The sequence below is a fragment of the Streptosporangium brasiliense genome (assembly GCF_030811595.1).
Taxonomy (GTDB): domain Bacteria; phylum Actinomycetota; class Actinomycetes; order Streptosporangiales; family Streptosporangiaceae; genus Streptosporangium; species Streptosporangium brasiliense.
On record NZ_JAUSRB010000001.1, the window covers coordinates 1,517,793 to 1,532,677 of the forward strand.

14 protein-coding genes and 1 pseudogene are annotated in these 14,885 nt (G+C 70.1%); 5 read left to right on the forward strand and 10 right to left on the reverse strand.

The annotated features are described in order from the left end of the window. Positions 1-153 precede the first annotated feature (153 nt). Together J2S55_RS48610 and J2S55_RS06795 are read left to right on the forward strand one after the other, a co-directional pair. Positions 154-396: a winged helix-turn-helix domain-containing protein gene (locus tag J2S55_RS48610; protein WP_442480459.1), complete on the forward strand. Its 243-nt coding sequence runs from the start codon at positions 154-156 to the stop codon at positions 394-396. A gap of 145 nt (positions 397-541) precedes the next feature. Beyond that, positions 542-685 (forward strand): hypothetical protein, encoded by a 144-nt coding sequence (locus tag J2S55_RS06795; protein WP_306858104.1) that lies wholly within the window; start codon positions 542-544, stop codon positions 683-685. A 47-nt stretch (positions 686-732) separates the two neighbouring features. Here J2S55_RS06795 and J2S55_RS48235 read toward each other — a convergent pair whose 3' ends face one another. Continuing rightward, on the reverse strand, positions 733-1,074 hold the full coding sequence (locus J2S55_RS48235; RefSeq protein WP_370879598.1) for a winged helix-turn-helix domain-containing protein: 342 nt from the start codon (positions 1,072-1,074) through the stop codon (positions 733-735). An 11-nt stretch (positions 1,075-1,085) separates the two neighbouring features. On the opposite strand from J2S55_RS48235, the gene J2S55_RS06800 reads away from it, so the two are divergent. Then, entirely contained in the window at positions 1,086-1,514 is a 429-nt protein-coding gene (locus J2S55_RS06800) for an SRPBCC domain-containing protein (RefSeq protein WP_306858106.1), read from the forward strand. A gap of 79 nt (positions 1,515-1,593) precedes the next feature. On the opposite strand, the gene J2S55_RS06805 is transcribed toward J2S55_RS06800, so the two are convergent. Next, a complete protein-coding gene (locus tag J2S55_RS06805) occupies positions 1,594-2,832 on the reverse strand; it encodes a cytochrome P450 (RefSeq protein ID WP_306858107.1) in 1,239 nt (412 codons plus the stop codon). A gap of 102 nt (positions 2,833-2,934) precedes the next feature. Then, positions 2,935-3,528, reverse strand: a complete 594-nt coding sequence (locus tag J2S55_RS06810) for a hypothetical protein (RefSeq protein ID WP_306858109.1) — start codon at positions 3,526-3,528, stop codon at positions 2,935-2,937. Here J2S55_RS06810 and J2S55_RS48240 point away from each other — a divergent pair. Then, positions 3,511-3,636, forward strand: a pseudogene (locus tag J2S55_RS48240) (transposase); the annotation flags it as partial. The gene J2S55_RS06810 and the pseudogene J2S55_RS48240 overlap by 18 nt on opposite strands. A 245-nt stretch (positions 3,637-3,881) precedes the next feature. Here J2S55_RS48240 and J2S55_RS06815 read toward each other — a convergent pair. Further along, complete coding sequence (locus J2S55_RS06815) at positions 3,882-5,405, reverse strand: MFS transporter (RefSeq protein WP_306858110.1); 1,524 nt, start codon at positions 5,403-5,405, stop codon at positions 3,882-3,884. Positions 5,406-5,509: 104 nt separating this feature from the next. Between J2S55_RS06815 and J2S55_RS06820 the strand changes: the two genes are divergently transcribed. Further along, on the forward strand, positions 5,510-6,388 hold the full coding sequence (locus J2S55_RS06820; protein ID WP_306858112.1) for a helix-turn-helix transcriptional regulator: 879 nt from the start codon (positions 5,510-5,512) through the stop codon (positions 6,386-6,388). A 165-nt stretch (positions 6,389-6,553) separates the two neighbouring features. On the opposite strand, the gene J2S55_RS06825 is transcribed toward J2S55_RS06820, so the two are convergent. The 6 genes from J2S55_RS06825 to J2S55_RS06850 all read right to left on the reverse strand — a co-directional run bounded on the left by J2S55_RS06825 (position 6,554) and on the right by J2S55_RS06850 (position 14,828). Further along, on the reverse strand, positions 6,554-7,210 hold the full coding sequence (locus J2S55_RS06825) for a pyridoxine/pyridoxamine 5'-phosphate oxidase (RefSeq protein ID WP_306858113.1): 657 nt from the start codon (positions 7,208-7,210) through the stop codon (positions 6,554-6,556). A gap of 121 nt (positions 7,211-7,331) precedes the next feature. After that, a complete protein-coding gene (locus tag J2S55_RS06830) occupies positions 7,332-8,252 on the reverse strand; it encodes a DUF8094 domain-containing protein (RefSeq protein WP_306858114.1) in 921 nt (306 codons plus the stop codon). A 194-nt stretch (positions 8,253-8,446) separates the two neighbouring features. Further along, complete coding sequence (locus J2S55_RS06835; RefSeq protein ID WP_306858115.1) at positions 8,447-9,187, reverse strand: DUF4232 domain-containing protein; 741 nt, start codon at positions 9,185-9,187, stop codon at positions 8,447-8,449. Between the two features lie 73 nt (positions 9,188-9,260). Continuing rightward, positions 9,261-12,716 carry a DUF4062 domain-containing protein gene (locus tag J2S55_RS06840; RefSeq protein ID WP_306858574.1) on the reverse strand — a complete coding sequence of 1,152 codons (3,456 nt, stop codon included), beginning with the start codon at positions 12,714-12,716 and terminating at the stop codon, positions 9,261-9,263. Positions 12,717-12,837: 121 nt separating this feature from the next. Continuing rightward, entirely contained in the window at positions 12,838-13,950 is a 1,113-nt protein-coding gene (locus tag J2S55_RS06845; RefSeq protein ID WP_306858116.1) for a DUF5925 domain-containing protein, read from the reverse strand. A gap of 188 nt (positions 13,951-14,138) precedes the next feature. Continuing rightward, positions 14,139-14,828 carry a GntR family transcriptional regulator gene (locus J2S55_RS06850; RefSeq protein WP_306858117.1) on the reverse strand — a complete coding sequence of 230 codons (690 nt, stop codon included), beginning with the start codon at positions 14,826-14,828 and terminating at the stop codon, positions 14,139-14,141. Positions 14,829-14,885 lie beyond the last annotated feature (57 nt).

Here is a 14,885-nt window from a genome sequence, read left to right on the forward strand (position 1 = left end):
CGTGCCGGGTAGGAGCCCGCCAGATCCAGCTCAGCCGGCACAGCAGATTGAAGGTTCGGCGTCGCCGGAGAAGCTGTCGAGCCAGCAGTGGGCACGCTTGGAGACCGAATTGAGCCGAGGCCCGCTGGCGCACGGATTCGGCGATGACCAGCGCTGGACCCTGGCCCGGGTCAAGACGCTGATCGGCAAGCTGTTTCACATCGGCTACACCATCGATGGCGTCAGCAGCTGCTGCGACGACACGGCTGGTCGGTGCAGGTACCGGCCCGGCGCGCCCTGGAACGCGACGAGCAGGCCATTGCCACCTGGAAGGCCGAGGTGTGGCCGGCCGCAAAGCCACCGCGGCGGACCTGGGCGCCTACATTTGTTTCGAAGACGAGGCAGGCCAGGGGCTGAGGCCGCCGAAAGCACGCACCTGGGCACCGCGAGGCGCCCGCCCGGTGCTGACCGTACGGGACAGACGCAGGGGCCGGGTCAACATCGCCGGGCGTCGTGGCCTACCGACCCGGCCGAGGGCATCTGGTCGCTGCTCAAGCGGGACATGGGCAACTTCGTCGTCGCCGACCTGACCGGGCTCGTCCGGATCATTAAGCGCAACCTCAAGAAGATCCAGTACCGGCCATACCTGATCGACGGCTGCCTCGCCCGGACCGGACTCACCATCGAACACCCCTTGAACACATGACCGGCTCTACGAATTCAACCTGTGCAACAGCTCATGGAGCTTTTCATTCAACGGGTCGTGGGTAATTTCCGTGCGCAGGTCCGGGAGAATCGCCTGTCACCCCAGACAGCCGCGATCAGCGTCTCGCTCGACACACCTTGATCGTCCGCCGCGAGCAACGCTGACAGCACCCGCCGTTCCGTCCGAGACAGGCGCACGGGCTCGCCGGTAGGCGATGTCACGAGCGTCTGTCCCGGAATGGCGAAACGCACACCGCCCCCTTGCATTTTTACGCACCATGATCGAGTCAGCGTAACTGGGAAATTAGCCTCTTCTGCCACCGCCGCGATCTTGCTGTCTGGCCAAGCGAAAGGCCATTCCCTAAGATGATCATGAATATCGCCTGACATCAGGAGTCCCCATGAGGGAAATTACCGCCTCGATCGATATCGCAGCCTCCCCTGAACACATTTGGAACACCCTTACCGACTTCTCCGGCTACTCAGAGTGGAACCCCATGTTCATCGGTGGTTCCGGCGAGCTGGTTCCTGGGGGCAAGCTGGCTCTGCGCATGCCGGTGACCCCGGGCGGGCGGGCGATGACCTTCACGACCACGGTGCTCGTCGCCGATGGCCGGCTGCTGCGATGGCGAGGACGGTTGATCGGGCCCGCAGTCTTCGAAGCGGTTCACGAGTTCGCTCTCGCCCCGCACGAGACGGGCACCAGGCTGACCCAGCGTGAAGCCCTGGTGGGAGCGCTGGTGCCCGTCGCCGCGCCGATGATCAACAAATATGAGCAGGTGGTCATCCGCTTGAACGAGGCGCTGAGGAACCGATGTCAGATGGGTTGAAGCAGCTTCTGCGGCGCTTTCGGATGCTCGCCCAGGGCCGGGCGTGGTCTGCCGTCACATCCGGCCCTGGGTTGTGGTCTCAGCTCCAGGCCACTGGCAGCTTCACCGGACCGCTGAGGGCGTGTCCGGCCTTGTAGCGGATCTCTTCGGCCGGGATGGCCAGGCGTAGCGCGGGCAGTTCACGGATCAGCAGGCTGATCGCTATCACCATCTCCATGTGGCCGAGGTGGCGGCCGATGCAGTGGTGCGGCCCATAGCCGAACGACAGATGCCGGTTGGGGGTGCGGGCGAAGTCGAGACGGTGTGGATCGGCGAAGACCCGCGGGTCATAGTTAGCGGCGTCATGGGAGGGGATCGCCACGTCACCCGGCTGCAGGTGCGCGCCACTGGGAAGTGTCACCGCCTGCATCACACGACGGGGCATGCTGTCGGCGGCTGCGTTGGAATGCATCCGCTCCAATTCGGTGATCGCGCCGGGGATCATCTCGGGATGGTCTGCCAGATACCCGTAGGCGGTCTCGTGCTTGGCGTAAGGGTGAGTGAGAAGGACTTGGATGAACGTGCCGATGGACGTGGCCGTGGTCTCCCACCCGCCCAGCACCAACGCGATCGGCAGCATGAGCAGTTGGTCGGGAGGGAGGTGCGCCCCGTCGACGGCGATCTGTGACAGCAGATCAGATGCTGGCTGCTGGCGTCGTTGCTCGATCAGACCGGCCAGGTAGCCGGCCATGGCCAGAGCTGAGGTTTCCGCTTCGGTGCGGGTCAGGGTGCTGTTGCCCAGGAACGCCTCCCCCCATTGGCGGAACTGCTGCCGGTCTTGCTGCGGCAGTCCCAGCATGTCGCCGATGGTGTCCAGCGCCAGGGGGATGGTGAACGCATCAAGGAGATCGGCTGGCTCACCTTCGTCGATCATCGCCTTCAGCCGGGCTGTGGCCCGGTCCTCGACCTCCCCGCGGCGTTTTTCGATCGCCTGCGCGGTGAACCAGTCCTTGACGACGTTGCGCACCGCCGCGTGGTTGTCTCCGTCCAGGCCCAAGATGGTGCCTTCGAGACCGACGTCGTCGACGTCGCGAGCGGCCTCCCGGGAGAACACCTTCTGGTCGCGCAGGACCTCCATGACATCGTCGTAGCGGGTGATGAGCTTGCCGAGGGTGCCGTTGGCGCGAAGGACGTCGGCGACGCCGGTGCCGGCCTCCCGGATGTCGTGGTACTTCTGGTTTTTGTGCAGGCCGGGCTGGTTGACTCCGTCAGCGTCCTGATCGAAGGGGTGGGCGATCGGACAGGTGGCAGAGCTTTCCGGATCGACGGTGGCGGTCATCGAGGGCGGGGATCCTTTCAATCACGTGACATGCGCGCGCAGCGCAGCAGGTGCTTATAAAGCGGCTCTGGGTATCGGAGATATCCGGGGAGGCAAGGCGGGTCAAGAGGCGATCGTCAAGACGATCGCGGCGGTTGAGGTGCCGATGACCGCTCCGACCGCCGTCTGTGGCGGCGTGTGCTCGCCCAGGCGCACACGCCCCCATGCTGAGGCGGCGACCACAACCACACCGGCGGCGGCCGCCGGGCCAAGACGCATCACAGCCCAGGTAACGCAGACCGCCAGGGTCGCGGTGTGCCAGGACACATCCCAGCGGGCCGTGAGAGGTGCCAGTACGGCGAGCATCACCAGCAGTGCCACCATCACCTCGACGACCTGGACAGGCGCACCAGGCATGATCAACACTGACAACCCCATGACCAAGGCTGCGGCCGCCAGCAGCAGCGGCGCGACCCGGCCACGGCCCCCCTTGGCCATGGAGCCCCCGCCGGCGTGGAAGGCGGCGATGGGCAGGCCCGCGCAGAGCAATGCCGATGGCAGCCCCCATTCCAGGCCTGACAGCGTGTTTGGGAGCTGATCGTGAAGCCGTTCCGCTGCCGGGTAGGACTGCCGATATGTCACGACAACCCTTTCTGTCCTTCTGACCTCACCGATAAGCAGTGGGAGCTGATCGAACCGCTGCTTCCCGCTGCGCACTGGGACGGCCATAAGGAGAAGCATCCCCGCCGGGACATCGTGGACGCGATCACCTACGTGGTGCGGACCGGATGCTCCTGGCGGCAGTTGCCGGTCGACGTCCCGCCCTGGCAGACGGCGGACTGGCACTTCGTGCGCTGGGAGGAGCAGGGCGTCACCCAGAGGATCCTGGACGTGCTGCTCCGGCGCGTCCGCGCCGGAGCCGGGCGGGATCCGGAGCCGTCGGCGGCGGTCGTCGACAGCCAGAGCGTCAAGGGTGCCGATACCGTGGGCACCGCTACCCCTGATACAGCTGTCCGTCCTTGCCGTGGGAGATCTTCCGGGCCAGGGCGTGACGGCCTTGACAGTGACGACTACCAGGTGCGGGCATGCTGGTTCTCCACTGTGGTGTCCTCGGGATCGGAGTCGACCTGTGCTGTCACGGATCTGGGGAGCCGGCGAAGGGCGAGAACGCCGAGTGCCATGTGCAGGGCGGCGGCCACCGCGGCGGCCAGGTGCAGGCCGGAGACGAAGGCCGTCTCCGCCTCCGCGACCACCGCGGGCGCGAGGTCCGGAAGCTGGAGGGTCTCGTCCAGGGTGGGGGCCAGGTCCGGCCCCTGAAGTCGGAAGACCAGGGCGGCGAGCGAGCCGAGGAGCGCGATGCCGAGGGCGTTGCCGATCTCGTTGCTGGTCTCTGCGAGCGCGCCCGCCGAGCCGGCTCGCTCCGCGGGGACGGCACCGACGGCAGTGTCGGCGACGACGCTGAAACAGATGCCGTAGCCGACGCCCGAGATGACTGTGGAGGCGACGTACCAGCCGATCCCGCCCGTGATCGTCGTGGGGAGCAGGAACAGCAGGCCCGTCGCGATGGAGAAGTGGCAGAGGATGAGGGCGGTCCGCTTTCCGATGCGATCGACCACGAAGGGGGTGACGACGCAGGTGATGGTGAGAACCACGGCGCCGGGAATCGCGAGGAGCGCCGTGTGCAGGACGGGCAGGTCGAGGATGGACTGGAGGTAGATGCCCGCCAGGTACGCGGCCGCCGACCACGCCGCCAACGGCAGTAGACCGGTGATGATCGCCACCGTGAAGACCCGGTCGCGGAAGAGCGAGAAGTCGATCAACGGATGCTGAAGGCTCCGCTGCCGACGGACAAACCACGTCAGCAGCACCAGCCCTGCGATCCCCACGAGAACCGGGATGATCGACAGACCTTCGGCGGCGGCGTGCTTGAGGCCGTAGATCGTGAGCAGCAGGCCGGTCGCGGAGGTCACGACACTGATCGCGTCGACGCGACCTGGGCGAGTCGCGCGCACCTCACGGAGCAGGATCGGCGCGAAGAACAGGAACAGGGCGATGACGGGAAGGTTGATCAAGAAGACCGAGCCCCACCAGAACCTTTCCAACAGGATGCCGCCGGCGACCGGACCGACGGCGAACCCCGCCGCGAACGCCGCGGCGAAGACGCCGATGGCTTGCGCCCGTCGCCGCGGGTCGGCGAACAGCTCGCTCAATACGGCCAGAGCCGATGGCAGGAGGGTCGCACCCGCTACTCCCATCAGCGCACGGGCGACGATCAAAAGCTCGGCGCTGGGCGCGAACGCCGCCACCGTGGAGCCGACGCCGAAGACCGTCGCGCCGATCAGGAGCAACCTCAGCCGGCCGTACCGGTCGCCGATGTTGCCGAACGCGACCAGCAGGGAGCCGACGGCGAAGCCGTAGACGTCCAGGATCCACAAGGCCTGGTCGGCGGTTGGCCTGAGGGCCTGGCTGATCCGGGGTATCGCCAGGAACAGGATCGACCCGTCCATGGAGACCAGCAGTACGGGCCCGAGGATCACCAGAAGGCCGAGCCAGGCCCGCAGGCCCGGTGAGTTGTGCGTGTGCTGTCGAGACATGTCGTCGACAGTCCGGCAGGAGAGGCTCGGCAACCATCCCCCTGCTGTGGGTGCACCCGGCAGGTATACCCACAGGCGTGCCCGGTCGGCCTAGGCTCGATGTCGTGGAAAGTCTCGGAGCGTTTCTGAAGAGCCGTCGTGATCGGGTCACGCCGGCCGAGATCGGGCTACGCACGTTCGGAACCGCTCGCCGGGTTCCCGGCCTGCGACGTGAAGAGCTCGCCCAGCTCGCGGGCGTCAGCGCCGGATACTACACACGCCTGGAACAGGGGCAGGCGGAAACCGCCTCCAAGCAGGTGCTCGACGCCCTCGCACGGGTGCTGCAACTCGACCCGATCGAGACCGTTCACCTGCACAACCTCGCTCGACAACCCGCCAATCCCCGTCTCTCCCGACCGCCCCATGAGAAGCCCCACCCACGCGTTCTCGCACTCCTGGAATCGCTCGGGGACGCGACGCCGGCGGTCGTGCTCGGCCGCCGTGGCGACGTGCTCGCATGGAACCGCGCAGGTCACGCGCTCATGGCCGAGCACATCGCATTCGACGCGCCACAGGAGCCGACGCACCGCCCATCCATCCCGAGGATGTTCTTCCTCGATCCGCTCTCCCGCGACCTGCACCGCAACTGGGACGAGCTGGCCCGCATCCACGTCGCCTATCTCCGGCTCACCGCGGGCCGGTTCCCCACGGACGCCCGCCTGGCGGAGTTGATCGGAGAGCTCACGATGCGCAGCGACGAGTTCGCGATGATGTGGACGATCGGGGAGGTCGCCGACTGCACCGTGGGCACCATGCACCTGCAACATCCCACCGTCGGTGCCGCGAGCGTGGACTACCAGGTCTGGCTTCAGCCCGACAGCCCCGACCACCGGCTTGAGATATACACCCCGAACGACCCGAGCTCCGCCGACGCCCTGCGAATCCTGGCGCATCAAAGCCGCCGGGACACCGGGCCGATCTCTGGCGCCGGATCCGTCCGGTGACGGCGCGGCGGAGAAAACCGGCCAGGGGGAGCACCAGGGGGAGCAGGAGCGTCACCGTTCAGCCGGACCGTACCGGCTCGTGCATCTGCGAGCTGCTCGCGTGTCCCTGATCGGGGCGGCGGCCACGCCGGGCTCCTCCACGGCTGGGGAGCGCTCGGCGGCCGGTTACGGCCAGAGCATCTCGCGTGACCAGTCATCACCGGTCCGCCGGTAGCGCAGCCGGGTGTGCCGCCGGTCGGCGTCGGCCTGCCAGAACTCGACCTGCTCGGCGCGCACGCCGTACAGGGTCCAGTGCGGGGCGACGAGACCGGGATCCTCCTCGATCTCCGCGTACGCCCCGGCCAGGGCCGCGTCGAGCTCGGCGGGGTCGGCCAGCACCTGGCTCTGCCGCCCGACCAGCGCCTCCGCCCGGGAGCCGGGCGGCCTGGCGAGGAAGTCCTGGGCGCTGTCCTGCCGGTCGGCGGACCGTACGGCGCCGCGGATCCGGATCTGCCGTCCGACCGTGGGCCAGAAGAAGGTCAGCGCCGCGTACGGGTGCGCGGCGAGCTGGCGGCCCTTGGGGCTGGTGGAGCCGGTGGCGAACCGCCATTCGCCGCCGGTCAGGTTCTTCAGGATGAGCACGCGGGCGGCCGGGCGCCCGTCGTCCACGGTGGACAGCGTCATGGCGTGGGGTGCGGGGACCCCCGCCGCGATCGCGGCCCGCAGCCACTCGACGAACAGCTCGTCCGGGTCGTCGGGCGCCGTGGCCGGGTCGAAGGCGGGCATGGACTCGGGGAAGACGGGCAGCCCGCGGAGCAACTGCCGCAGATCGGCGACGGGCATGACTCTCCTGATGCTCGTGGGACGTCGAGACGTCATGATCGTAGTGAACCGGCGGCGCCCGGCCGTCCGGCCCCGCCGGTGGAGGCGCTCCAGGCGTACGGGAGGTCTCCCCGGGGTCCGGCTAGGCGTACCAGTCGCCGGCGATCTCCTGGATCGTCTTGCCGCCCGGGGGCAGGGAGCCGCCGACGGTGAGGACCTGCACGACCGACTGCGGGTTGTTGAGCAGGCTGAAGACGTAGAACGAGCCGCCGTCCCGGGTGCGGAAGCCGTAGGCGGGGGTGAACGACCTGAAAGTCCCGTACAGGCCCTTGACGACCTTGGGGTAGGCGAGGCGGCTGTAGTTGTCCTTGGCCAGCCGGTAGCCGAGCGCTCCCGCCCGCTTGTGCGTGGAGCCGTTCCAGAAGGTCATGTACTCCAGGGCGATGGCCGTGCCGTCCACGCGCGACGCGGCGGTGACGTATCCCTCGGAGTCCAGGCGCGGCGCGGGCACCCGCCGGCCGTAGTGCAGCGGGGTCTTCGCGGCCAGTTTGAAGGACTCGCCCTCCGGCCGCCAGAAGGCCATGATGTGCGGCCGGTCCTGTCCCCGGTAGGTCGCCTGGAGGAGGAACCACTCCCCGCCGGGCGGTTGACGGCGGGGCACGTAGTAGGTCTGCCTGCCGGTCAGCCGGATCGGCTTGCGGAACTTGTCCTTGTCGCCGTCCTTCACATGGCCCTGATCGATGACCACCTCGTGCCGGGTGCCCTCCCAGAACAGCTCGTCCCTCTTGGACGCGTCGTCCCACCAGTCGCGATCCCGGACCGTCCTGTTGTGCTCGGCCACCCAGGACGCCGCGGCCTTCTTGGCGTCGGAGACGGTGAGCCGGATGCTCTCGGACGAGGCGGAGGGCGAGGGCGCCGGGGTGGGGGCCGGGGTCGGAGTCGTGCCGGACGGGGTGGGAGAGGCCGTCCTGGGCGGGGCGGCCGGCTGGGCGAAGGGGGCGGGCACCAGGCCGCAGCCGGTGAGGGCTGCGGCCAGGACGGCGATGAACGGCGCCTTTCGCACGGTGTCGGTCCCCTTCGCCTACTGCGACAAATGACAACGCGAAAGACCGTACCGGACACTCCACCGGGCCGTGATCGCGGGCATGGTCCGGCCGGCGGCGGCCGTCCCGCGTCCGGCCAGGTCACGCTCCCGGGGAGCGGCCTCGGGTCACCGTCCGTCCCCGGACCGCCGGATCCGGGTCCGGATCCGGCCTCTCACAGGCGCGTGCCCGGGGCCATCGGGGTGATGTCGAGCCGCCCGTCGTCGCAGACCCTGGCGGTGAAGGGGATCTCCAGGTGCGCGACCTCGTCCGGCGGGATGATCATCAGCCGTGCGGAGACCGGGCACCTCCGCTCGCCGCCGCTGGGCACCTCGGTCCAGTGGATCCTGGCGTGGGCGCCGGCCCCCGGCCGCAGGGTGACCCGGCGCGGCCGGACGTTCTCCCTGCGCGTCCTGGTGCGCAGCGCGTCGCCGTCGCGGTCGATCATGATCAGGCCGGCGAAGCCGTACACCCAGCAGGTCCGGGTGGAGCCGTTGGTGACCACCAGCGGCGCGTACCGCTGGCCCGCCCCGGCGTCCACCGGGCCGATCCGCGCCGCGAGCGCCTCCGTACGGCACCGCCCGACCGCCGACCCCGCGGTGGAGGAGCCGGATTCGGCCGCTTCCGTGCCCGCCGCCGTGGAGCCCGCGCCCGTGGACCGCGTGCCCGTGCCGGTACCCGCACCCGCACCCGCGGGCCGTACGCCCGCGCCCGCGCGCGTGTCCGCAGGCCGTACGTCCGCGGCGGGTGAGACGGCGGCCCCGGCGGCGGATGCCCGGGCCGGTGTACTGTCCTGTCCGGACTGTCCGGACTGTCCGGAGGGGGCGGGGGAGCCGCACGCGGCCGACACCGTCAGCACGGCCGCCATCACCGTCGAGAGAGCCGCCAGCCGCCCGGCACCGTTGGATCGTTTCATGCCCCGTTGGACGCGCGCCGCGCGGGTTTTGTTGCCGCCTCCCGGGGGCCGGTCCGGGCCGCCCCCGTGACGGTCAGCTCTCCGGAGGGTGCCCGGACCGGGCCACCTCGAGGACGCGCCGCGCCCAAGGCGGATCCTTGACGCTCCCCTGGAGCGTGACGGCCGAGGCCACGGCATCGGCCAGTTCGGCGGGAGGCGTCCCCCAGAAGGCGAGGAGCGACAGGGCGAACGCCCGTATCTTCCAGCTCTCGTCACCGCGGGCGTAGGAGTTCACGAGCCGGACGGTGCCCTCGTCCAGAGGGGCGTGGACGGAGAAGTTCTCTGCGATCAGATGAAGCTGCTCGTCGCTTCCCGGGCCGACGGTGGCCAGCTGTGAGACCAGGTAGGGCAGATCCAGCAGATCCAGCGGCAGGTGCCCCCATACCGTGACGAGCAGTCCGGTGAGCCGCCTCTGCAGGTCTCCTCCGCGGAACTCCCGCTCTATCTCGCCGGCGCTCGCTCCGGCGCGCAGCAGAAGGTATGCCGCGCTCGGGGGGTGGGGGGTGGTGGAGCCGTTCCTGAGCTGTGCGGGCAGCCAGTCCAGTATGTCGCGGGTGTAACCGCCGAGGGGATGATCCACGACGAACTCGTACAGCGCGCTGCAGCACGCGTAATGGATGCTCCTGTGGTCCGTGGTCAGCGCGACGTGCTTCATCCACTCGTACTTCCCCTCCTCCTCGGCGATGGAGGAGAGCGCGGTGTCCATCGCCGTGCCCGATGGGAGCATCTGGAGGGCCTCGGTGAGAAGCCCGGTGACCGCAGCCGGGGGCCGGTCGCCTTCCTGGGCTCGCACCAGGACGAGACGGGCCAGCAGCCGGGTCCTGGCGTCGGGATGGCCCTCGTTGACGGCGTGGAGGACCTCCTGCAGGAGCGGTTCCCGCCATGACTCCCTGATCAGGGAGTAGGAGCTCTCGAAATACGGCTGGTCGAAGTAGAACTCCTGGCCGAACACCTTGAGCGCGGTGAACGCGACGGTGAGCCGGAGGGCGCGCGGGTCGCCCGCCCAGTGTCCGGTGAGATAGGGGACGGCGATCTCCGTGATGTGCCTGCGCTCCCGGTCCACCCGGGCGGCGATGACCTCCAGAAGTGCCTCGTCCAGTGACCAGCTCCTGGTCAGCGCCCTGAGCGCCTCGCCACGGACGCGGGCGTGCCGGTCGGAGTCGAAGACGTCGAGCAGGGCGTGGCCGGCCCGCTCGTTGCCCGGCCACTCGCGCTCCAGCACCGCGATGGCGCCCCGGCTCGTCGCCTCGTCCCCGGACAGCGCGGCGAGTGTGAAGTCCAGCCGGTCCGCCCGGCCGCGCAGCGCGACCCCGAGCTGGAAGGCGGTCAGCCGCGCCCGGATGTCGCTCATGCCCGCGAGCGACTGGATCCGGGCCTTGGCCGCGTCGGAGAGCGGGACGGCGTCCCCTATCAGGAAGAGCGCGGAGAGGTATTCGGCGACGAGCGCGTCGCGGCTGTCGGTCCGGCCCATCCCGGCGGTCGTGACCGTGGCGGAGACCACCCTCTCGACCAGTCCCGCCGCCCACGGCTCCGCGCCCGCCTCGCCGAGGAGCCGGGCCGAGAAGGCGAGCGCCGCCTGGTGCGGGATCTGGTGACCGACGTATTCGATCACCTTCTGGACCGGGGAGCCCTGACCCTTGAGCATCGCGGCCAGCAGCAACAGGATCTCGCGCCAGTCGTCGGAGTGCCAGCGGGAGCCGAAGATCTCGTCGGTGAGCCAGCCGAAGTCGGACTCGCGGGAGTTGAACTCGGCGAGGATGTGGCCGGCGGCGAAGAACTCCATGAAGGTGCGGTGGACGAAACCGAAGACGTCCTCGCCGATCTCGGCCAGTACGTACGTCCGCTCGCGCAGGTGGTCGAGGATCTCGTCGGCGATGCCGAGGGCCTCGCCGGGAGAGCGGCGATAGGCCTCCTGCAGGTAGCCAGAGACGATGCGGCGCAGGGGCCCGCGGGCGATGGCGTTCAGCTCCCGGCCCGGCCGGGCGCCGTTCAGCATGGCGATGGCCACCCGCTGCAGGAGCTGCGCCTTCTGCTCGGCGGTCATCACGAAGCTCAGCAGCTCCTCGCGGCCGATCTTCTTGCGCTTGACGTCCCAGTCCTCCAGCAGCACCTCGGTGCACTTGCCGTACAGCTGCCAGCGGCGTTCGGGCAGGTCGGAGTGTTTGTAGATGACCGCCATCATGGTCAGCAGGAGGGGGTTGCCGGCCAGCTCGCGCAGCCGCGCGCTGTCGGCGATCCGGCGGATCAGGCCGTGGGCGTCCCGCTCGTCGCCCTGCAGAGTGTAGAACTCATACCACTTGGGGATGAAGGATCTGATCTCCGGCATCCCGAAGTCCAGCAGCGTGTAGTGCGTGAACCCCGCCTGCTCCAGCTCGCCGGCGTCGTAGCCCGCCAGGCGTGAGGTCACGACGACGGACGCTCCCGGGAACGCCCGGGCGAACGCCCGTATCTCGCCGGTGATCTTCGCGCGGTCGTTGGGGCCGAGGACCTCGTCCAGGCCGTCGAACAGGACCGTCGACTCCCCGTTGAGCAGGAGATCTTTCAGCCCGGCCGGGTCGAGGTCCATCACGTGGTCGCGGTTCAGGCCGGCGACCATGTAGTCGAGCAGGCTCCGTGACGGGTCCAGTGCGTACTGCCGCAGCTCGACCAGGATCGGGACCGGGGCGTCCGGGTCCTCGCACAGCCGCAGCGCCGTGCTCAGCAGGAGCGTGCTCTTGCCGCTGCCGGGACCGCCCAGGACGACCTGGCGGCTCTCCCGGCCGATCATGGCGGTCGCCGGCCCGTCCGGCCGGTGGGCCAGCAGGGGACCGGCCGCCGCCTCCTCGGCGGGGTCGGCCCGTGTGCCGTTCTCCTCGGGGACGTCGTAGTCGGGGCGCCCGCGCCGGCAGGGCTGGGGCACGAACACCTCGGACAGCGGGATCTCGACCGGCCGGTCCTGACGGGCGCCCATGATGACCTGCAGGCGCACCAGCCGGTGCCGGTCGGTGACCGAGACGCGGTAGGAGCCCCAGTTGACCAGGTGTCCCGGCCGGGCGGAGTCCTGCTCGCGCCCCCAGGCGTGGACGGCGGTGGCGACCTTGTTCCCGAGGTCGCCCGCGTCGGTGAACTCGCCTGTGAGGAAGGACTTCCTCAGCTTCTCGCGGAAGCGCTGGAGCTGAGGGTAGGCCGCGAACTCGATCTGGCCGGTGTCCCAGCTCGCCCCCTCCTTGAGGACGAAGGCCAGGGTGGGCCTGCCCAGCTCCTGGGCCCTGCGGAACTCCAGCTCCGTGATGGAGTGCTCGTACCCGTCGGGGACGAAGCCGTAGCGCAGGGCGACGACGCAGATGTAGAGGTCGCAGTCGGCGACGTCCCGCAGGCAGCGCTCCAGCGGCCGGGCGTCCTCGGCGACGTAGTACTCCATGGCGACGTCGGTGTGCCCCATCTGCCGCAGCGTCGTGCGGACGCGGTGGCGGCACTCGACCAGGTCCTGGAACGTGGAGGAGACGTACACCTTCGCCAACGAGAAACCTCGCAATACGTGACGGAACTCCCCCCGAGGTCCTGTGCCGACCATAGCCGCTCATCGCAGCCGGAGTCCTCCGAACGCGCGGCCCGGACGGGCCGCGCGCTCCTCACAGGTAGAGACCGGTGGTCTCCGCGGCGGCGGCCGGGCGGCCGGCCACGCCGTCCCGCAGCGCGAACAGCTCGGCGAGGGTGGCGCCCGCCGGGGGGACACCCTCCGCGCCGCCGAGCCAGCGGACGGCCTCGTCGTAGGGGAGGGCGCCCACCTCGATCTGGGCCAGGCAGCGGCCGGGGCGGACCACCGCCGGGTGGAGGCGGGCCAGGTCCTCGTTGGTGGTGATGGCCACCAGCACGTCGCGGCCCTGGCCGAGCAGGCCGTCGGTCAGGTTGAGCAGCCTGGACAGCCCCTGGCCCGTCGCCTCCTTGGCGCCGGACCTGATCAGCTCGTCGCAGTCCTCCAGCACGAGGAGCCGCCACTTCTCGCCGTCCTCGTCGGAGTCCGAGCCGACCGCGACCTCCATCAGGTAGCCGGGGGAGTTGAAAAGCTGCTCCGGATCCAGCACGCAGTCGACCTGGCACCACGACCGCCACTCGTGGGCGAGGGCCCGCAGCAGCGTCGTCTTGCCGGTGCCGGGCGGGCCGTGCAGCAGGACCAGGCGGCCGTGCACGTCGGAGGGGGTGAGGGACATCAGGCGGGACAGCGGGCCGTCCAGGGACCTGGCGTAGTTGTCGCTGATCCTGGCCCAGGGGGAGGCGGTGATCGGTCTGCCGGAGCGGCGGCTGCCGTGGGGACCCCACCACCAGAAGCCCATCTCGACATGCTCGCTCTCGGGGGCGGCCTCCACCGCGTCCTTGGTGACCTCCTCGATCACCGAGCGGGCCAGCTCGTCGTCGACCGCGGTCACGCTGACCGTGGCGGCGCGGTTGCGGTAGCGGACCACGCGCAGGGTCCAGCCCTGCCCGCAGACCAGCCGGGACTCGCGGCCGTCGTCCTCCCGCGCGGCCCGGAGCAGCGTCCCGGAGGCCGGCGCGAGCGGGGCGTCGAGCCGGACCCGCTCCAGGCTCACGGTCCGCGACCAGGGCTGGGCGCCCGTGGCGAAGGGCGACAGCGCCAGGGCGTCGATCACGTCCATCGCCGAGTCGCCGTCGTCGAGCCACACCTTCATCGGCAGTTCGGCCGGGCGCGGCTCCGGGGTGAAAGGGACCTCCTTGAGTACGGACATGACGGTAATGATCCTCTCCGCCGCACCGCCGGTCGACGGGTTTTAGCGGGGACCCGTGGGGCGGGGCGGGTGGCCGTGGCGGGAGAGCGCGCGGTGGCGACGGGTGCCGGACACACCGGGGGCGGTGGTCTCGGGGGATCAGGAGGTTCGGGAGGTTCGGGAGCCTGAGGGGCCGGCGGCGGGCGGTGTCAGGCGGAGGGCCTGCGGCGGCGGGTGTGGGTCACCTTGACCGGGTCGATGTCGGCGGTCCACCGCTCGGCCATGGCCAGGGTCGGCTCGCGGCCCTCGGCGACGTGGCGGAGCGCGCAGGCGGCGGCCCGTTCCGCGTCACCGCAGGCGATCGCCGCGTAGAGCTCCTCGTGCTCGGCGCACTGCCGGCCGGGGTCGCGGTCGGAGGTGAGCCGGAACAGCCGCCGGAGCTGGGCGTCGAGCGGCCGCATCAGCGTGTCGAGCAGCGCGTTGCCGGAGACCCGCACGATCTCGGAGTGGAACTCGGCGTTGGCGGCGGCGATCTCCCCCCGGTCGTCCCGCCGTACGGCGTCGCGGGCGCGTTCGAGGAGGGCGTGCAGCCGCGCCAGGCCGCAGGCGTCGGCCCGCCCGGCGGCCAGCCGGGCGGCGAGCACCTCCAGGCTCTCGCGCACGTCGAACAGGTCCCGCACGTCCGCCGGGGTGAACGGGCTGACCAGCGCGCCCCGGTTGGGCACGATCATCACCAGGCCCTCGGCGGACAGCAGGCGCAGCGCCTCGCGGAGCGGGATGCGGGAGACGTCGAGCTCGGCGGCGAGGTCGCGCTCCACCAGCCGCTCGCCCGGCCGCAGCTCCACCTCGACGATGCGCCGCTTGAGCGTCTCGTAGACCCGGTCGCGCAACGCGCTCAACTCCGCCCCTCCCGCCTTCCGCAGTGGTCAGCCTAACTTGCCCGGTTAGCGGTATAC

Bases quoted from the DNA above. Each gene is read 5' to 3' on its own strand.
- J2S55_RS06795 (WP_306858104.1), top strand. From the start codon at position 542: ATGGGCAACTTCGTCGTCGCCGACCTGACCGGGCTCGTCCGGATCATT.
- J2S55_RS48235 (WP_370879598.1), bottom strand. From the start codon at position 1,074: ATGTCAGGCGATATTCATGATCATCTTAGGGAATGGCCTTTCGCTTGG.
- J2S55_RS06800 (WP_306858106.1), top strand. From the start codon at position 1,086: ATGAGGGAAATTACCGCCTCGATCGATATCGCAGCCTCCCCTGAACAC.
- J2S55_RS06805 (WP_306858107.1), bottom strand. From the start codon at position 2,832: ATGACCGCCACCGTCGATCCGGAAAGCTCTGCCACCTGTCCGATCGCC.
- J2S55_RS06815 (WP_306858110.1), bottom strand. From the start codon at position 5,405: ATGTCTCGACAGCACACGCACAACTCACCGGGCCTGCGGGCCTGGCTC.
- J2S55_RS06825 (WP_306858113.1), bottom strand. From the start codon at position 7,210: ATGCCCGTCGCCGATCTGCGGCAGTTGCTCCGCGGGCTGCCCGTCTTC.
- J2S55_RS06835 (WP_306858115.1), bottom strand. From the start codon at position 9,187: ATGAAACGATCCAACGGTGCCGGGCGGCTGGCGGCTCTCTCGACGGTG.
- J2S55_RS06845 (WP_306858116.1), bottom strand. From the start codon at position 13,950: ATGTCCGTACTCAAGGAGGTCCCTTTCACCCCGGAGCCGCGCCCGGCC.